At 52.5% G+C, this 18,351-nt stretch carries 18 protein-coding genes, 1 tRNA gene and 1 riboswitch; of the genes, 2 read left to right on the top strand and 17 right to left on the bottom strand.

The window, feature by feature from the left end:
• Positions 1-17: 17 nt before the first annotated feature.
• The 9 genes from EG028_RS04290 to EG028_RS04330 all read right to left on the bottom strand — a co-directional run bounded on the left by EG028_RS04290 (position 18) and on the right by EG028_RS04330 (position 8,048).
• The gene (locus tag EG028_RS04290; RefSeq protein WP_120515674.1) at positions 18-1,400 is read right to left on the bottom strand and encodes a Gfo/Idh/MocA family protein; all 1,383 of its coding nucleotides are present in this window, start codon (positions 1,398-1,400) and stop codon (positions 18-20) included.
• A gap of 163 nt (positions 1,401-1,563) precedes the next feature.
• Positions 1,564-1,806, bottom strand: a complete 243-nt coding sequence (locus tag EG028_RS04295; RefSeq protein ID WP_120515438.1) for a type II toxin-antitoxin system HicA family toxin — start codon at positions 1,804-1,806, stop codon at positions 1,564-1,566.
• A complete protein-coding gene (locus EG028_RS04300) occupies positions 1,803-2,006 on the bottom strand; it encodes a 2-oxoisovalerate dehydrogenase E1 subunit beta (RefSeq protein WP_120515437.1) in 204 nt (67 codons plus the stop codon). Before EG028_RS04300 ends, EG028_RS04295 begins: the two co-directional genes overlap by 4 nt.
• Before the next feature lie 221 nt (positions 2,007-2,227).
• Complete coding sequence (locus tag EG028_RS04305; protein WP_120515436.1) at positions 2,228-2,974, bottom strand: succinate dehydrogenase/fumarate reductase iron-sulfur subunit; 747 nt, start codon at positions 2,972-2,974, stop codon at positions 2,228-2,230.
• Between the two features lie 30 nt (positions 2,975-3,004).
• On the bottom strand, positions 3,005-4,978 hold the full coding sequence (locus EG028_RS04310; protein WP_120515435.1) for a fumarate reductase/succinate dehydrogenase flavoprotein subunit: 1,974 nt from the start codon (positions 4,976-4,978) through the stop codon (positions 3,005-3,007).
• A gap of 15 nt (positions 4,979-4,993) precedes the next feature.
• Positions 4,994-5,680 (bottom strand): succinate dehydrogenase cytochrome b subunit, encoded by a 687-nt coding sequence (locus EG028_RS04315; RefSeq protein ID WP_120515434.1) that lies wholly within the window; start codon positions 5,678-5,680, stop codon positions 4,994-4,996.
• A gap of 109 nt (positions 5,681-5,789) precedes the next feature.
• Positions 5,790-6,353, bottom strand: coding sequence for a hypothetical protein (locus tag EG028_RS04320; RefSeq protein WP_120515433.1), 564 nt, complete (start codon positions 6,351-6,353; stop codon positions 5,790-5,792).
• Positions 6,354-6,373: 20 nt separating this feature from the next.
• Positions 6,374-7,186 carry an N-acetylmuramic acid 6-phosphate etherase gene (gene murQ, locus EG028_RS04325; RefSeq protein WP_120515432.1) on the bottom strand — a complete coding sequence of 271 codons (813 nt, stop codon included), beginning with the start codon at positions 7,184-7,186 and terminating at the stop codon, positions 6,374-6,376.
• Positions 7,187-7,196: 10 nt separating this feature from the next.
• A complete protein-coding gene (locus EG028_RS04330; RefSeq protein ID WP_120515431.1) occupies positions 7,197-8,048 on the bottom strand; it encodes an N-acetylglucosamine kinase in 852 nt (283 codons plus the stop codon).
• A 114-nt stretch (positions 8,049-8,162) separates the two neighbouring features.
• Here EG028_RS04330 and EG028_RS04335 point away from each other — a divergent pair, with 114 nt between their 5' ends.
• A complete protein-coding gene (locus tag EG028_RS04335) occupies positions 8,163-9,770 on the top strand; it encodes a S41 family peptidase (RefSeq protein WP_120515430.1) in 1,608 nt (535 codons plus the stop codon).
• A gap of 33 nt (positions 9,771-9,803) precedes the next feature.
• Here EG028_RS04335 and EG028_RS04340 read toward each other — a convergent pair whose 3' ends face one another.
• From EG028_RS04340 to EG028_RS04370, 7 genes are all read right to left on the bottom strand, one after another.
• Entirely contained in the window at positions 9,804-10,250 is a 447-nt protein-coding gene (locus EG028_RS04340; protein ID WP_123864552.1) for a hypothetical protein, read from the bottom strand.
• An 81-nt stretch (positions 10,251-10,331) separates the two neighbouring features.
• On the bottom strand, positions 10,332-10,880 hold the full coding sequence (locus tag EG028_RS04345; RefSeq protein WP_120515428.1) for a hypothetical protein: 549 nt from the start codon (positions 10,878-10,880) through the stop codon (positions 10,332-10,334).
• A gap of 263 nt (positions 10,881-11,143) precedes the next feature.
• Positions 11,144-11,356, bottom strand: a complete 213-nt coding sequence (locus EG028_RS04350) for a hypothetical protein (RefSeq protein ID WP_123864553.1) — start codon at positions 11,354-11,356, stop codon at positions 11,144-11,146.
• 81 nt (positions 11,357-11,437) lie between these two features.
• Positions 11,438-12,754, bottom strand: a complete 1,317-nt coding sequence (gene der / locus EG028_RS04355; RefSeq protein WP_120515427.1) for a ribosome biogenesis GTPase Der — start codon at positions 12,752-12,754, stop codon at positions 11,438-11,440.
• A gap of 27 nt (positions 12,755-12,781) precedes the next feature.
• The gene (gene era / locus EG028_RS04360) at positions 12,782-13,654 is read right to left on the bottom strand and encodes a GTPase Era (RefSeq protein ID WP_120515426.1); all 873 of its coding nucleotides are present in this window, start codon (positions 13,652-13,654) and stop codon (positions 12,782-12,784) included.
• 256 nt (positions 13,655-13,910) lie between these two features.
• Positions 13,911-13,982, bottom strand: a tRNA-Met gene (locus tag EG028_RS04365).
• A 469-nt stretch (positions 13,983-14,451) separates the two neighbouring features.
• Positions 14,452-14,841, bottom strand: coding sequence for a single-stranded DNA-binding protein (locus EG028_RS04370; RefSeq protein ID WP_120515425.1), 390 nt, complete (start codon positions 14,839-14,841; stop codon positions 14,452-14,454).
• Positions 14,842-15,029: 188 nt separating this feature from the next.
• A riboswitch (TPP riboswitch) is annotated at positions 15,030-15,123 on the top strand.
• A gap of 90 nt (positions 15,124-15,213) precedes the next feature.
• Here EG028_RS04370 and EG028_RS04375 point away from each other — a divergent pair.
• Positions 15,214-17,589: a TonB-dependent receptor gene (locus EG028_RS04375; protein WP_120515673.1), complete on the top strand. Its 2,376-nt coding sequence runs from the start codon at positions 15,214-15,216 to the stop codon at positions 17,587-17,589.
• Positions 17,590-17,652: 63 nt separating this feature from the next.
• Here EG028_RS04375 and EG028_RS04380 read toward each other — a convergent pair whose 3' ends face one another.
• The gene (locus tag EG028_RS04380) at positions 17,653-18,351 is read right to left on the bottom strand and encodes a LytR/AlgR family response regulator transcription factor (RefSeq protein WP_120515424.1); all 699 of its coding nucleotides are present in this window, start codon (positions 18,349-18,351) and stop codon (positions 17,653-17,655) included.

Consider the following 18,351-nt stretch of genomic DNA (forward strand, 5'->3'; position numbering starts at 1 on the left):
CCGATTCCTGTAATTATCTAGCGGATCTTCATATTCTCCGGATCCCAGTCTATCAGCTTCTTCTGGAAATAGCTCTCATTGGCTGCCAAGGCCGGCCCTGCGGCGCGCAGGCCGAAGGTGGCATCTTCCACCACGGGTTTGCCGTTGCGGATGGCTTCAAAGAAGTTCGTAAAGTGGTCCAGGCGGTCGTCGTAGCCCGCGGGTGACTTATAGGCGGATTCCTCCGTTTTGATCTGGGCGCGGTCCGCTTCGCTGTATTTGGCGTTGTAATCTTTGATGTAGGCTTCCTGCTGGGCTTTGGTAAAGGTATTGAAGGTATCCCAGCCGCCATATCCAGGGGCTTTCGGGAGTTTGTGGCGTTTGATCTTAAAGTCGTTCCAGCCCAGCTCCATCACGCCGTCCGTGCCTATCAGGCGGGTGTATTCCGATCCACCGCCGCCGTCCGCGAAGTTCACGCGCAGCTGCATCTGGAAGGAAGGGTGTTCTTTTGTTTCCGGGTATTCGAAGATGGCAACCATTACATCCGGTACATCGCGGCCATCGTTCCACTGTACGAGGTTGCCGGTGCTGTAAATGCGGCTGGGGCCTTTGGAGCCGATCATAAAGTGCAGGCCGGTGATGAGGTGTACGAACAGGTCGCCGGGTACGCCGGTGCCGTAGGCCTGGTAGTTTCTCCAGCGGAAAAAACGCACCGGGTCGAAGGGCATTTTGGCCGTGTCTTTCAGGAAGGTGTCCCAATCCACGGTTTTGGGCGAAGCGTCCGTGGGGATGGAATATTGCCATGCTCCCAGGGCGCTGTGACGGTCTATTTTGGCTTCCACGAGGTTCAGCCGGCCGATGTCCCCCGCGAGGTAACGTTTACGGGCCTCCGCGAGGGCAATGCTGCTCACGCGCTGACTGCCCACCTGGAACACGGCTTTGGTGCGCTGCTGGGTGGCGATCACCTGGTGGCCTTCTGATATCTGCTGCACCATGGGTTTTTCGCAATACACGGCTTTGCCTTTTTCCATGGCGGCAATGCTCTGCGTATCGTGCCAATGGTCCGGCGTGGCGATGACTACGGCGTCAATATCCTTTCTTTCCAGTATCTCGCGGTAATCGCGGGTGGTAAAGAGGTGGTTGCCATATACGGATTTTGCTTTTTCGAGGTGGCCGTCGTACAGATCGGCTACTGCCACGAGCTCCACGCCCGGGACTTTCAAAGCGGTGTTCACATCCCCGAAACCCATGATGCCCATGCCGATACCGGCGATGCGGATCTTATCGTTCGGGCTGATGCGTTTTTCGGGTTGAAGGATAATGGCCGGGTCTGCTGCCAGGCCGCTGAGAGAACCTGCTCCCAGCAATGCTGCGGTGCTGCCAAGTTGTTTGATGAACTTGCGACGGGAATTTGTAGACATATGCCCAAGATAATACAGCGGGCGGGAAAATGCAATGGTGATTGTATAAGCGGGGGCCTGATGGTTCACATTCCTTGCCGGGCTTGTTTTAGCAGGTAATGTGCTTATATGAAAGGATTGTTCCAGGAAGTGGAAGGCGCTAACATGCTAAAAAATGAAACATTTATCCAAAAAGCTCCTGCATTAACGCTTCTTTGGTCTTATTTAGATGAGTCGCCACATCCCCGAGAATTGCTGACAGCGTTCCTATTTTTAACGGATCATGATTAGGAACGGTGATATGATGTTGTCCATTTTGTTCGGTGGAAAGTCTGATATGGCTGCCAGTTTGTCGGGTTACAAAGTAGCCATAGGGTTTTAAATGCTTTATAAGATCTTGTCCAGTAAGGTCGCGGGGTATTCTCATGCAGCTATTACTTCTTCTCTGACAATATGTAACCGGATGATTCTTTTTTGGTTATCATCAAAATGGCAGTGCACAGCATCGATAACAGCTGTCTTCAATTCCTCTATTGTTTCTGCCTGAGTATAAATGGACACGCCTAATCCTTTGGCTGTATAACCACCTTCCGGGCTTTCTTCTACCATAAATATCAATTCTTCCATAAGAGTACTTTTAGCAAAAATAAACTATTAGGCAAACAATTTTAATTTCAAATATACTAATATTTTTAGCAAACAAAGCACCGCAATATTATTTAATTCCTAAAGAAGAAATTCATATGCTCGCAGTCTTCTATATCATTCAATAATCGTTCTATACAACCATCAAAACAACAAAGCCGGCCAACCGGCCGGCTTCATTACTTATAATCTTGTAGTACAGCTTATTTAGAAGTAAAACCTGCTGTGATAAACTCGCGGTTGAGGCGGGCGATGTTTGTGATGGAAATACCTTTGGGGCATTCCGCTTCGCAGGCGCCGGTGTTTGTACAGCTGCCGAAACCTTCTTTGTCCATCTGCGCCACCATGTCTTCAGCGCGTTGTTTGTGTTCGGGACGGCCCTGCGGCAGCAATGCCAGCTGGGAGATCTTAGCCGAAGTGAACAGCATGGCCGAAGAGTTTTTGCAGGCAGCTACGCAGGCTCCGCAACCAATGCAGGCAGCGGCGGCAAATGCGGCGTCCGCATCTACTTTGTCGATGGGAATAGCGTTTGCGTCTACAGCATTACCGGTATTCACGGAAATATATCCGCCCGCCTGGATGATGCGGTCAAAGGCGCTGCGGTCCACCGCGAGGTCTTTGATCACCGGGAAAGCAGCCGCGCGCCAGGGTTCCACCACGATGGTATCGCCGTCGTTGTAGGCGCGCATGTGGAGCTGACAGGTGGTTGTTTCGTGCCAGGGGCCGTGTGCACGGCCGTTTATATACATGGAGCAGGCGCCACAGATGCCTTCGCGGCAGTCGTGGTCAAATGCGATCGGGTCTTTGCCTTCGTTGATCAACCGCTCATTCAGTACGTCAAACAACTCCAGGAAAGACATGTCTGTGGATACGTCCGAAACCTGGTAGGATTCGAAACGTCCTTTGTCCTGCGAGTTCTGTTGGCGCCAAACTTTTAATGTGAGCTTCATAATTTTAGATTTATATGTCCCTTATCAACTTTATTTGTAGCTACGCTGCGAAGGATGAACGATATCGAACGTGAGCGGTTCTTTGTGCAGTTCTGAGCTGCTCGGGCCTTTGTATTCCCATGCTGCTACGAATGCGAACTCATCGTCGTTACGTTTGGCCTCACCGTCTTCCGTTTGTGATTCTTCACGGAAGTGGCCGCCGCAGGATTCGTTGCGCTGCAGTGCGTCTTTACACATCAGCTCGCCCAGTTCCAGGAAGTCCGCCACGCGGCCGGCTTTCTCCAGCTCGGGGTTAAACTCCTCCTGTTTGCCGGGGATGCGCACGTCTTTCCAGAATTCCTCTTTCAGCGCCTGTATCTCTGTGATGGCTTCCTGCAGGCCTTTGGCGTTGCGCGCCATACCGCATTTGTCCCACATGATCTTGCCGAGCGCTTTATGGAAGTGATCCACGGAGTGTTTGCCCTGGATGCCCATGAGCGTGTCCAGCTGGCCTTTCACTGCTTTTTCCGCTTCCACGAACGCCGGGTGGTCCAGCGGGATGGGCTTGGTATGGATCTCGTCCGCGAGGTAATTACCGATGGTGTAAGGGATCACGAAATAACCGTCCGCCAGGCCCTGCATAAGCGCGGAAGCGCCGAGGCGGTTAGCGCCATGGTCGGAGAAGTTCGCTTCGCCGAGGGCGTAGAGGCCGGGTACGGTGGTCATCAGATCATAATCCACCCAGAGGCCGCCCATGGTGTAGTGCACCGCAGGGTAAATGCGCATCGGGGTTTCGTATGGGTTTTCTCCGGTGATCTTGGCGTACATATCGAACAGGTTGCCGTATTTCTCGGCTACCACGGCTTTCCCCATGGCAATGATCTCCTGTTCGCTGGCATGGTCCAGGCTCTTTTTGCTCGCTTCGATCTTGCCATAACGCACGATCGCTTCAGCATAATCGAGGTATACCGCCATTTTGGAAGCGCCTACGCCATAACCGGCGTCGCATCTTTCTTTGGCGGCGCGGGAAGCCACGTCGCGGGGTACGAGGTTACCGAAGGCGGGGTATCTTCTTTCGAGGTAATAATCCCTTTCTTCTTCGGGTATATCGGTAGCCTTGCGGTTATCGTCTTTCTTTTTGGGTACCCAGATGCGGCCGTCGTTGCGGAGCGATTCGGACATGAGCGTGAGTTTGCTCTGGTGGTCGCCGGAAACGGGGATGCAGGTGGGGTGGATCTGCGTAAAGCAGGGGTTGCCGAAGTAAGCGCCCTGTTTGTGGGCTTTCCAGGCAGCTGTTACGTTAGATCCCATGGCGTTGGTGGAGAGGAAAAACACGTTGCCGTAACCGCCGCTGCAAATGAGCACGGCATGGCCGAAATGTCTTTCCAGTTTGCCGCTTACGAGGTCGCGGGCGATGATGCCGCGCGCTTTGCCGTCTACCTTAACAATTTCGAGCATTTCGTGGCGGTTGTACATCTTTACGTTGCCAAGGGATACTTGGCGCTGGAGGGCGGAGTAGGCGCCGAGCAGCAATTGCTGGCCGGTTTGCCCCGCGGCGTAAAATGTACGTTGTACCTGTGTGCCGCCGAAAGAGCGGTTGCTGAGCAGGCCGCCGTATTCGCGGGCAAAGGGCACGCCCTGGGCCACACACTGGTCAATGATGGCGGCGCTCACTTCGGCAAGACGGTAAACGTTGCCTTCGCGGGCGCGGTAGTCGCCACCTTTTACGGTATCGTAGAAAAGACGGAACACGGAGTCACCGTCGTTCTGGTAGTTTTTGGCAGCGTTGATACCACCCTGCGCAGCGATAGAGTGCGCGCGGCGGGCGCTATCCTGAAAACAAAACGCTTTTACTTTATAGCCCAGTTCAGCGAGTGCAGCAGCAGCGGAGGCCCCGGCAAGACCGGTGCCTATCACGATCACTTCCAGCTTCCGTTTGTTGGCCGGGTTCACCAGCTTCACGGTGCTTTTATATTTGCTCCACTTTGTTTCGAGAGGGCCGGCAGGAATTTTTGCGTCCAACATAATATCCTTGCTTTATCAGATTTGTTTAATGTAAATAACAACCGGTATTACAGCAAAACCCAGCGGGATGAGGATTCCGAAGAACCATACGCCGATGAAGCTGATGAGTCCGTTGTACTTTGGATGGTTCAGGCCGAATGTCTGGCAGGCGCTTTTAAAACCGTGGATGAGGTGGAACGAAAGCGCCACCATACCGAGCACATACAATGCTACGATCCAGGATTCCTTAAATGCGAACCAAACCACTTCGTACAGGTTGCCTACTTCGGTAACGGCGCCGTAGCTTACTTTGCCGATATCGCCGTAGTGCATAGCCCACCAGAACTGTGAGAGGTGAATAACGATAAAAATGAAAAGAACGCTGCCCATGACGGCCATCTGCCGGCTGTACCAGGAGGAGGTTTTGTTACCGGGGCGAACTGCGTATTTAACAGGACGGGCGGCCCTGTTCCTGATGGTAAGCTGGATGGCGATTACTGCGTGGATGAGGATCACGATTTTTAACCCCCAGGCGATGAACTGGATCAGGCCATTGTGCCCCATGAAGGCGGCATACGTGTTAAAAGCCTCTCCCCCGTCCTCTTTCAGTAATGAAAAGTTACCGGCCAGGTGCACAATCACGAATGAGCACAGGAACAGACCGGTAGCGCCTACCAGCAATTTTTTACCAATAGAGGTATTAAAGAATTGCGACCATTTCATAAGATACGTTCTAAGCTTCCTTTAGTATGAATAAATAAGATAAGTGAAATGTCGGGCAAATTTATAACATGAAAAATTAAAACCAAATGATATTTATCACCAAAAAGCCTTATTCAAGGCGGCGCATCATCCAGTTATCTACGAGATTAAACAAGTGCTGGGGGAGAAAAGTTCGCCATTTGGGCTCATCCAGCAGGTTTACGTAGTTCTCAAGGCGGGAGCGTTCAAACTCCTGCCGGGTCTGAACGGGGAGGTTCAGCAGCACGATCCAGCCGCCTTCGTCGCGGATGTCTTCCCACCATTCCTCATAATAACAATCGTCCGAGGAATAGAAGTTCAGCACGTTCTCCCCGATGAGGATAAATTTATAAATGCCCTGGGATATAAGGATATCTGCGATGTCTCTTTTCAGGGTCATGACGTTGTTTTCCACGGCATCGTTCCACTCGCCGATCAGCTCAATGATCGCATAATTGAACTGGTAATCGGCAAAAAGGATCTTCATGTACAGGTTCGCAGCCCCAAAGTCATCCCACTGGGGATGAATGTAGTAGTTATAAACTGTGTTGGAGAATTCAAACTCACTATATTCACGCCCATAGAACGGCGACAGCTCATCTTCTTCGGCTGTGTACAGGTGCCGCCAGTTATAGAAGGGTTCTATCTCATGCATGACGGCAATTTAATAATTTTTTACTTTTTGCTTTCCACTGCTTTCTTCACACTGCCGAACTCCAGCAGCAATTCCCGGGCGGCCTCATAATCCGTGAGATGGAGCTGCTCCATTACCATTTTCACGCCCCTGTCCACCAGTTTATCGTTGCTCAGCTGCATGTTTACCATTTTGTTATCTTCTACCCTGCCCAGCTGGATCATCACCGTGGTAGAGATCATATTGAGCACGAGCTTCTGGGCGGTGCCGCTTTTCATGCGGGTGCTGCCTGTTACGAACTCGGGGCCTACCACTACTTCCACGGGAAAGTCCGCATGTTCGGACATGGGAGCGCCGGGATTGCAGCTGATGCTGCCGGTGGTAATACCGTTTGCCCTGCAGGCCTGCAAAGCGCCGATCACGTAGGGTGTGGTGCCACTGGCGGCAATGCCTACCACCACGTCCTTGTCGGTAATGTTCCATTGTTGGAGGTCGCGCCAGCCCTGCTCGCGGTCGTCTTCCGCGTTTTCAACGGCACGGCGGATGGCGGAGTCGCCACCGGCAATGAGGCCTACCACCAGGCCCTGGGGCACGCCATAAGTGGGCGGGCATTCCGAAGCGTCCAGGATGCCGAGGCGGCCGCTGGTGCCGGCGCCCATGTAAAAGAGGCGGCCACCCGCCAGCATTTTATCGGCAATGGCTGCCGTCAGTTTCGTGATTTGCGGTATTGCCTTTTCTACGGCGTCGGGAACGGTTTTATCTTCCTTGTTGATGTTCGCCAGGACTTCCTGCACCGTCATCTGTTCGAGGTGGCGGTAATGACTTGCTTGTTCGGTTACTTTGGTAAATGCCATATCGGAGAAATTATGCTTCTTCGTGAAAAACAGTGAGACCGTCCATCGGGTTCCTGAGAATCCTGCCCAGCTGCAGTTCATAGAGCTGGCAAAGCTCTTCCAGGATATCCCTGAAATGCCATGCCACGCTACCTGCAAAGTGGAGGGGAACCGTCCAGCTTTCGCTGTATTTGTAGATGTGATTAAAAAAGAATTCATTCAGCCCGTCTTCCAGGATGTTCTCGATCATATAATGACCGCGGTTCTCCGCCAGGAAAGGCGTGAAGGAGGCCAGGTAACGGTTGGGCAGGGACTGGCGGTATACGCTGTCCAGTATCTGGTCTTTGCCGACGTTAAATTTCTGGTCGAAGCGGAAACGCATCTCGTCGTCGAAGGTCTGGTAGAGATAGTATTGCAGCACTTTCCGGCCGAGGAACGCCCCGCTGCCTTCGTCTCCCAGGATAAAACCCAGGCCGGGATTGTTTTTGACGATCTCCGTGCCGTCGTAATAACAGGAGTTGGAACCGGTGCCGAGGATGCTGGCAATGCCCGGCTCACGCCCGCAAAGGGCGCGCGCGGCGCCCATCAGGTCTGTGTTCACCGATACTTTTGCATGCGGCCATATGGCGTGAAGGGATTTATGCACCAGTTTTACGTTCTGCTCCGCCGCACAGCCGGTACCGTAATAATGGAGCTCGTCCGGCGCCTGGTCTCCCATCTGCGGCAGCAGCTCCGCCCTGATCAGTTCCTCCATCTGCACGCTGGTCTGGAAATAGGGGCTGATACCCTGTGTAAGGTAAGTGCTGCGTTGCTTACCGTCCATCAGGCACCATTCCGTTTTGGTGGAGCCGCTATCCGCTACCAGCGTTACTTTCGAAGCCATATCCAATCGTTTATGAAATTAAAGTTTAGATGTAGATGTTTTGCTTATGAATATGTTATTTTTGTTCACAAGTTAAGCAAAAGGGTCATTCCCGTCAACGTTTTAAATATTCATATGTCGGATAACAGGAAGTTAAAAGTGTTTCTGCCGTTGTTATTTGCCCTGGTTCTGGCGCTGGGCATGTACCTCGGGCATAAGATGCCCCAAACCCGCAACAGCGATTCGCGCAATTTTTTCAGGAACAACAAAGGCACCATCCAGGAAGTAATGGACCTGCTGAAATATAATTATGTGGACACGCTGGACGTTGCCGCGGCGCAGGAAGAAGCCATCGAAGGCCTCCTCTCCCACCTGGACCCGCACTCCGTATATATTCCCCCCGCCGATGTGCAGGGTGTGAACGAAGACCTGGACGGTAATTTTGAAGGCATCGGTGTAGAGTTTAATATCATCCGCGATACGGTGAACATCCTCAGCGTGATATCCGGCGGCCCGTCGGACGCCGCGGGCGTGCTCACCGGCGACAAGATCATCCGTGTGAACGACTCCGTGGCCGTAGCCGGCAAAGGCATCTCCAACGACGGCATCCGCAAGCTGCTGCGCGGCCCGCGCAACTCCACGGTAAAAGCCACCATGCTGCGCGGCAGCAAGGAGCTGGACATCACCATCAAACGCGGCGTGATACCGCTGAACAGCGTGGACGCCAGTTATATGGCCGCTCCCGGTGTGGGCTATATCAAGATCAACAAATTCGCCGCCACCACCTATACGGAGTTCATGGAAGCCACCCGCAAGCTGCAAAAGCTGGGTATGCAAAAGCTCATCATCGACCTTCGGCAAAACGGCGGCGGCCTCCTGGATGCAGCCACCCGCCTGGCGGACGAGCTGCTGGACGGTCAGAAACTCATTGTATATACACAGGGTAAAAACTCTCCCCGCCAGGATTATACGTGCAGCCGCCCCGGCGTATTCGAAAAAGGCGGGCTGGCCATCCTGGTAGACGAAGGCTCCGCCTCGGCCAGCGAAGTGCTGGCAGGCTCCGTGCAGGACTGGGACCGTGGCGAGATCATCGGGCGCCGCAGCTTTGGCAAAGGCCTCGTACAGGAACCTTTCGATCTGAATAATGGCGGTACGCTCAGGCTTACCATCGCACGGTATTACCTGCCCAGCGGCCGGAGTATCCAGAAAAGCTACCAGAACGGGCGCGAGGCATACGAAGAAGATATCTCCAACCGGTACAACCACGGCGAGTTCCTGAACCTGGACAGCATCCGCCCCGTGGACAGCACCGTGAAATACAAAACGCCCGGCGGCAAAGTAGTGTACGGCGGCGGCGGCATCATGCCGGATGTGTTTATTCCTTTCGACACCACCCGTTATTCCCAGTTACTAACGGAACTGTATACCCGCAATATTTTCGGGAACTTCATCTATGAATACTATACCGCGAACGCGGCTACGTTCAAACAATACAAAAACGCGGAGGATTTTAATACAAGGTTCACCGTGGACAATTCACTGCTCACCGCCTTCCGCAACTTCGCCAACGAACAAAAGGTGAAAACGGAAAAGATGGGCCAGAACGACGTCAGCGAAATCTCCCTGCGGCTGAAAGCCTTGCTGGCAAGGCAGCTCTGGAGAAGCGAAGGCTATTACATCGTGATCAATCACGGCGATAAAGTGATAGACCGCGCGGTGGAAGAAATGGCGAAGATCAAATAAAGAAGTTCAAAATAAACATTGGAGAGCCTCCCGCTATTGCGGGAGGTTTTTTATTTCGGGCCGGTCTTCCAGCGGGAAACACCATGCGGCGGCGATCGCCGTGGTGAGATACACCAGCACGATAAACGCCCTGCCCCAGCCAAAACCTTCATCAAAAATATTGGCGGGGTCTATCAGCGGCAACAAAAGAAAAGTGAGCGCCACGCTCAGCCCCACGGCTTTCACCATGGCGAACCTTTTGGTTTTCATGCTGCCCTCCTTCCGGAAAGCGCGGTATGCCAGCCATGCAAAAAACAACAGGCCGGGCAGGCCGTACAGCACCGATCCCAGCAAGGCAAGGATGTATACGAAACTAAAGCTCCAGGATGCGTAAACGGACTGTTCGTTCAGCTGGAAAATGGCGAGAATGATCAGCGGTGGCAGGCTTAAACTGGTAAGCCACACCAGGATGACGTAGAGGGTCAATTTGGACGAGAACATAGGTATACGGTTATAGGTATATTCGGTAGTCCAAATATACATATTCCCATAATCCTAAATATGACACCAACGGGGGATGGATCAGCGTTTACGGATGCGGGCGCGGTCTTCCTCGTAATCCCGTTTCAGATCCCGGAGTTCCTGTTCCAACTCCCTGCGGGCCACGCGTTTATCTTTATCGGAGGGGTAGGTTCTGTCTTCAAATTCTTTGGTACGGCGGCTGCGGCTCTTTTCATAATCCGCTTTCAGGTCCGTGAGCGCCTCATCCAGCTGGATGTCTGCCTGTACGTCGTCCATCTTTTTCCGGAGGCCGCTCATTTTCCGTTCCATCGCAGGAGCAGATGAGGGGTCGCGGATGACGGTCTTTACGGCTTCCATCATCTCCAGTATCACGCTTTTGAGCTCGGTGCGGTTCTCTTCGGAGATCTGTGTGCCTTCAAATGAGATCTGGGCGGGGTCGAAGCGGGAGAAGGCATCCATGATGCTGTCGCGCGCGGGGGCGGGGAGCTTTGCAAGGCCCTGGAGATCAGTGCCGGGAAAGCGGAAAATATAGTCGTCCCCGGGGGTTTGGGGGAACGTATAAATATGTGCTGCGGCAAGAAGCAGCAAGGTAATCAGGAACTTTTTCATCTTTAGACGGTCTCGGTTTGCTGGGCCCTTAAAACAATTGCTGTGCCAAAGGCTGTGTCAGTCCTGATAAACGTGGGGCCACATCCAAAATTGCCTGCCGGGGCAGACAATAAAATTCACAGGGAGCCGGGGCAATAAATTCGCGCGAAGCCGCGGCAGCGGGGCATATGGGCTCAGGAGGCAGGAAGCTCATCCCGGGGTTGGGGCAATAAAAAATCCCCCCGGCATTGCCGGAGGGACCATATTCTTGTCGCAAACCCTGATTAGTGTTTGTGAGCGCTGTCAGCAGCGGGAGCTACTGTAGAGTCAGCAGCAACAACTGTAGAGTCAGCAACGATTACTGCAGAGTCAGCAGCAGGTGCAGACTGCAGAGCAGCAGAATCAGCGGTTGTAGTAGAGTCAGTGGTAGAAGAAGAGGAGTTGTTGCAAGCAACGAACATACCTGTAGCGATAGCTAATACGAATAATTTTTTCATGTTGATTTTGTTTTTAAATCGGCGCAAAGTTATTCAAAATTCCTTTAATACAAAATATATTTTTATTTAATAACAGGAATTTTACTTCTTCCGGAAGAAAATACGCACCGGAACACCCTGGAAATTAAAGTTTTCGCGGATTTTGTTCTCCAGGTAATTCCTGTAAGGCGTTTTTATGTCATCCGGCAGGTTGGCGAAGAATGCAAAAGACGGCGTTTGCGTGGGCAATTGCGTCACATATTTGATCTTGATAGCCGTCCCCCTCACCACCGGCGGGTGGAACGCTTCTATCGCCTTCAGCATCACATCGTTCAGCTTGGAAGTCTGCACTTTGCGCTGGCGGTTTTCGTATACCTCCAGGGCGGTTTCTATCGCTTTAAAGATCCTTTGTTTCTCGGTTACGGAGGCAAAGATGATGGGCACGTCTGTAAACGGCGCCAGGCGCTGTTTCAGTACTTTTTCGTAGTCCCGGGCGGTATTGGTTTCCTTTTCTACCAGGTCCCACTTATTCACCATTACCACCAGGCCTTTGCCTTTACGGGCCGCCAGGCTGAAGATGCTGAGATCTTGCGCGGCGATACCTTTTTCGGCATCCAGGAGCAGGAGGCATACATCAGCTTCGTCCAGGGCTTTTATGGCGCGGATCACGGAGTAAAACTCCAGGTCTTCGTGCACCTTGGCTTTCCGGCGGATACCGGCGGTATCTATCAGTATAAAATCTTTCTGGAAGAGCCTGTAGCGGGTATGGATCGTATCGCGGGTGGTGCCTGCAATGTCCGAAACGATGTTCCGCTCCTCGCCTATCAGCGCGTTCAGCAGGCTGGATTTGCCTACGTTCGGCTGGCCGATGATCGCAATCTTGGGAATGCCGTCATCTGCGCCGGCAATAGCCTGATCGTCTTCGGGGATCAGTTCGGCTACAGCGTCCAGTAGTTCGCCGGTGCCGCTACCGCTCATGGACGACAGGAAAAATATATTCTCGAAGCCCATGCTGTAAAACTCGGCGGCTTCCAGCTGGCGCTCATGGTTGTCCACTTTGTTCACCGCCAGGAACACGGGTTTGGCGGAACGGCGCAGCAGGTCTGCCACATCCGCGTCCAGGTCCGTGATACCGGTGGTTACGTCCACCATAAAGATGAGCACGTTGGCTTCTTCCATGGCGATCTTCACCTGTTTGCGGATCTCGCGTTCAAACACATCTTCGCTCCGGGATACAAATCCGCCGGTATCGATCACGTTAAAGGTCTTGCCGTTCCAGTCGGCCAAACCATACTGCCGGTCGCGGGTAACGCCGCTCACATCGTCCACAATGGCCTTCCGCTGCTCCAGCAAGCGGTTGAACAGCGTAGATTTCCCAACGTTAGGGCGTCCCACAATTGCTACTGTAAAACCAGGCATATCAATCTTGTTTTAAAAATGTCTTGTTTAAATAAGTCCGTACTCGCGCAGGTACGTATCGTTATCGCGCCATTTGTCACGCACTTTTACATGCAGCTCCAGGAACACTTTGCGGTCCAGGAACTTTTCGATGTCCACCCTTGCCAGCGAACCGATCTCGCGGATGCTTTTTCCTTTTTCCCCGAGAATGATGCCTTTCTGCGTTTCGCGGGTCACGATGATCTCCGCGGAGATCTTGGTGAGGGTGGCCTTTTCCTGGAACTGGGTAACCAGCACGGCTGTATGATAAGGGATCTCTTCGTCGAACAGGTGGAAGATCTTTTCGCGGATCATCTCGGCCACAAAAAAGCGGGTGGAGCGGTCCGTGAGGGTATCTTCAGGGTAAAAGGCCTCGCTTTCGGGCAGCAGCTGCAGGATGGCGTTTTTCAGGTCCCCGAGCCCTTTCTTTTGCAGGGCAGAGATGAATACCACGGCTTTGGCTTTGCCCCATTTCTCCAGGCGTTCCCGCAGTGTATCCAGGGCTGCCTTTTCGAGGTTGTCCATTTTATTCACCACGAGAATGCAGGTGGCTTTGAGTTTCAGCGAATCGAAGAGGGCGAGGCAATCTTCGGTATCGTCTTTTGCATCCATGAGCAGCAGCGCCACGTCCGCGTCTTCGAGGGCGGATTTCACGGCGGCCATCATTTTCTCATGCATCTTGTACTTCGGGTCTATGATCCCTGGCGTGTCCGAAAACACAACCTGGTAGCCGGGTTCGGTGACGATGCCGGTAATGCGGTGGCGGGTGGTTTGTACCTTCGGGGACACAATAGCCAGTTTCTCGCCCAGCAAAGCGTTGAGCAAAGTACTTTTTCCGGCGTTTGGTTTACCGAAGATGTTTACAAATCCTGCACGGTGCATATGAGATCATTTAGTTTACCCGGTACGGGGCATTCGGGTGCAAAGGTACTACAAATTAGAAAAGCCGTTCAGGCTTGCTTCCGGGGGCTTATCTGCCATAAAAGCCGCCCTGGTTTCAGGTCCGTTTTATGCGGAACCAACGTTCCGTACCTGCCTTTGAACTTCAACCCGGCCTGTGTATAAAAACAGGCCCTTGTATACCGGTTTCCCGTAAATAAAAAATCCCGCTCCTTGAGCGGGACCTTTACCTTTTTTGTAGCGAGGAGAGGATTCGAACCTCTGACCTTCGGGTTATGAGCCCGACGAGCTACCTCTGCTCTACCTCGCAATGTGGGTGCAAAGGTAAGAGAATTTTCTTCGCCACCAAATATTTTTCGCTCCGTGAAGAAAAAAGATTTTGACGATGCGTTGAAAATCAGGCACCACGGCGGGTTATAGCCAATTAAATTTTTAACTCCCCGAAAGCGGTCAAAGCGGAAGTAAAAACAAACTGCTATAAAGTGAATGCTGATTTGTTGTAATAATTCGCCGGATATCTGCTGTTTTATCAAATACAATACATCTGTTTCCGCGCGATTCCCGGCGGCATATTTCACCTTATGCAATCGGACGAAACCGTGCTGCCATGTTTCCAGGAAAGCCTGTTTTCTTACCGCACACAGTGGCGCTATTTCAAAGCCGTTTCCTGCCGGTATATTTCCACCTTTTTGCCGGAAACCGGTCAAAAGCCTGGTTCCGCCTGTTTTAACATTTTTTTAAAAGCAGAAGGAGATGCAAAACACCTCCTCCCCTTTTTGCTAAAACGGCAGATCATCGATCGGCTGATCCGGCTCCGTCGTTTCTTTTCCATCCCCGGCCTTATCGGCGGAGCGCTGGCTGCTGGCCAGCAGCTGCACGTTCGTCACGCGGAGCTTGAGAGAGACGGCGGGCTGGCCCTTTTTGTCCGTGTACATTTCGATGTAAGGCGTACCCTCCACGTACACATAGGTGCCTTGCAGCAAATAGGGGCCAACGGCATTGGGCGCCCATAATGCGCAGTTTGCCCAGATGGTGCGTTCCTGCACTTCACCCGCGGCATTTTTAAAACGCTCGTTGTGCGCTACACTAAAGTTGAGCACTTTTTTGTCGTTGACGGTGTTCAGGATGGCATCTTGTCCCAGATGCCCGATTAACGAAAGCTTGATCATCTGATAATGATGGTTAAAGGTTAACAATAAATAAAAAATACAGATGCAGGGGATTTGGCACAGGTTGTATGTCGGCTAACATTCTGAAATTAAGAAAAAAACCTGAACGGAAAAATAAATCCGGCAAATTCCTTTAGTGTGTCTAACTTTGCAGCAGAAACCGGATCGTAACTCATTCTTTCTGATCCCTTTTCACCTCGGGGTGCCTTACTATCAGGCTGAGATCAAACCCGTTGAACCTGGACCAGGTAATGCTGGTTAGGAAAGGTAAGCGACGTTTCCTTACCTGTTATTTTTCGATAGTTGACAGCGGATGCCCGGCATGCGCTGTGACCGGCCATGAACATAAACATGTGTATAAACAGGATGAAAATGAAAACAATGATCCTGCTTGCGCTCCTGAGCCTTACCGGCTTTGCGCAGGCTCAAACCAGGGTTTCAGGCACCGTAACGGACCGGAATACCGGCAAACCGCTTGAAGGCGCCACCGTAGCCGTGCTGAACGGCCCCAGTACCTTTACCAACGCAAAAGGCCAATACCGCATCACCATTCCTTCACAGGCCACGGCCATTTTGCAGGCCAGCTTTTTAGGCTTCAGCTCCCAACGCGACACACTACAACCCGGCGCCACCAGCGCGGATTTCTCTTTACAGGAAACCGGCCTTTTCGTAAAAGCTGTTGAAATAGCCAGCCTCCGCGCCGGCAGGAACGCCCCCTTTACCAAAAGCGATCTCAGCAAAGAAGACATCGCCAAACAGAACCTCGGCCAGGACCTCCCCCTGCTGCTGAACCAGCTGCCCTCCGTGGTGACCAGTTCCGATGCGGGCGCGGGCGTGGGCTACACCGGCCTCCGCGTACGCGGCAGCGATATCACGCGCATCAACGTAACGGTGAACGGCATCCCCGTGAACGACGCGGAATCGCAAGGCACCTTCTTTGTGAACATGCCGGACTTCGCCTCTTCTGTGAACAGCATCCAGCTGCAACGCGGCGTAGGTACTTCCACTAACGGCGCCGGCGCTTTCGGGGCCACGCTCAACCTGTCCACCAACGAATACAACGAAAAAGCATACGGCGAAGTGAACGCCGGATACGGCTCCTTCGATACCTGGAAAACCACGGTAAAAGCAGGTTCCGGGCTTATCAACAATCATTTCACCTTCGATGCCAGGCTGTCTAAGATATCTTCGAACGGGTATGTGGACAGGGCTTCTTCCGACCTGAAATCTTTCTACACTTCCGCCGCTTATATCTCCAAAAAGACCGCGGTACGCCTGAATGTTTTCTCCGGTAAGGAAAAAACCTACCAGGCCTGGAACGGCATCGACCAGAACCACCTGGATACCGACCGCACCTACAATCCCAGCGGTGCCATCGAATCAAAACCCGGCCAGTTCTACGACAACGAAACGGACAATTACCAGCAGGACCATTACCAGTTGTTCTTCAACCAGGCTTTACGCCCGGACCTGAACTTCAACATCGCGCTGCATTATACCCGTGGCCGCGGTTATTACGAGAACTATCTCAACGGTGAAAATTATACCGACTACGGCGTGCAGGCGCCCATCGTAAACGGCACGCCCATTACCACCACCGATCTTATCCGCCAGCTGTGGCTGGATAATCATTTTTACGGCGGCATCTTTTCCTTCCGCCAGGAATTCAACCGCTTCAACTGGAGCGGCGGTGGCGGATGGAACCGTTATGACGGCAAACATTACGGCAAAGTGATCTGGGCGGAAAACGGCGGCTTTGATAAAGATTACCGCTGGTACGACCTCACCGCACACAAAAAGGATTTTAATATCTACTGGAAAGGAGAAATTGCCATTACCCAAAAACTCCGCGTCTTCGTGGACGCCCAGTACCGCCGCGTAAATTACGAGCTGAACGGCTTCCGTAAGAACCCCGGCCTGATGGTGCATGAGAAATACAATTTCTTCAACCCCAAAGGCGGCCTCACTTTCCAGCTGAACGACCAGCAACATGTGTACGCTTCTTACGCGATCGGCAACAAAGAGCCGAACCGGGACGACTTTGAAGTAGTGGCCGCCGAAACGCCCAAACATGAAACGCTGCGCAACCTTGAAGCCGGTTACGTGCTGCACGCACAGCGCGCGGGGCTTCAGGCAAACGTTTATTACATGAACTACAAAAACCAGCTGGTACTTACCGGCAGGATCAACGATGTAGGCGCATACGCCAGAACCAATATCCCGGAAAGCTACCGCCTGGGACTTGAGCTGGAAGGGTATTACAACCTGTGCCCCCAGCTCACCCTCGCGGGCAATGCGGCGCTGAGCCGTAACCGCATCCCCGATTTCTCAGAGTTCGTGGACGACTGGGACAACGGTGGGCAGAAAGTAGTCTCTTACAAAGACCGCGACATCTCCTTCTCCCCCGAACTGGTATTGGGTTACACCATTACCGCCAGGCCCATAAAAGGCCTGAGTATTGACTGGCTGGGCAAATACGTAAGCCGCCAGTACCTGGACAATACCTCCGACCTGGCGCGCAGCCTGAAAGCGTACCTGGTGAACGACCTCCGGTTCAATTACACCGTGCCGCAGACCTTCTTCAGGGAACTGAGCCTGCAACTGATGCTGAACAACATTTTTGATGTGAAGTATGTGCCGAACGGATTTACTTACGCCTATATCGAAGAAGGCGTGCAGAAGGCTTCAAACGGTTACCTGCCGATGGCAACATTTAACTTTATGACGGGTGTGAAGATTGCTTTTTAGTCCCCCGTTTACGATAATAAAAGAGGCCGTCCCGGCAATGAGACGGCCTCTTTTTTATTTCATCTACCCCAGCTTCATGGTTTCATAAAACTGCCGCATGTAAGTATCCCCCACCGGCACCAGGTGAGGGCCCATAAAGATCCGCTGTTTCTCCACACTGTCCACTTTACTGATAGCGATGATAAACGATTTGTGCACGCGGATGAATTGCTGCGGCGGCAGCGCTTCTTCGAAGCTGCGGAGGTTTTGCAGGGTGAGTATTTTCTGGGAGACTGTTTGTATGGCTACGTAATTACGCAATGCCTCCACGTACAGTATTTCGTTAAGATTCACGCGGATAATACGTTTGTCTGTACGGATGAAGATATAATCCGCTGGCGGGGCAGCAGGGGCTGCCATGGCCGGCTGGCGCTGGGTAACTTTCTGCACCGCCTTCACAAAATTACCGAAGGGCACGGGTTTGAGCAGGTAATCCACCGCATCGTAGCGGAACCCTTCGATCGCGTATTCATCATAAGCGGATACGATAATAACATCGGTGCCGCTCCGCCGCAGCTGCATAAATTCCACACCGGTAAGCTCGGGCATCTGTATGTCCAGGAACACCAGTTTTACTTCAGGGTGCTGCTGCAGGAATGTAAGCGCTTCCAGCGGATTGTTGAATGTTCCTGCCAGAGACAGTTCCGGCATCTTGCGGATAAACTCCGTGATCACCTGTACCGCCAGCGGCTCATCATCTACTACTATACATTGTAAGGCCAT

The organism is Chitinophaga barathri (assembly GCF_003807585.1).
In the GTDB taxonomy this organism is placed as follows: Bacteria; Bacteroidota; Bacteroidia; order Chitinophagales; family Chitinophagaceae; genus Chitinophaga; species Chitinophaga barathri.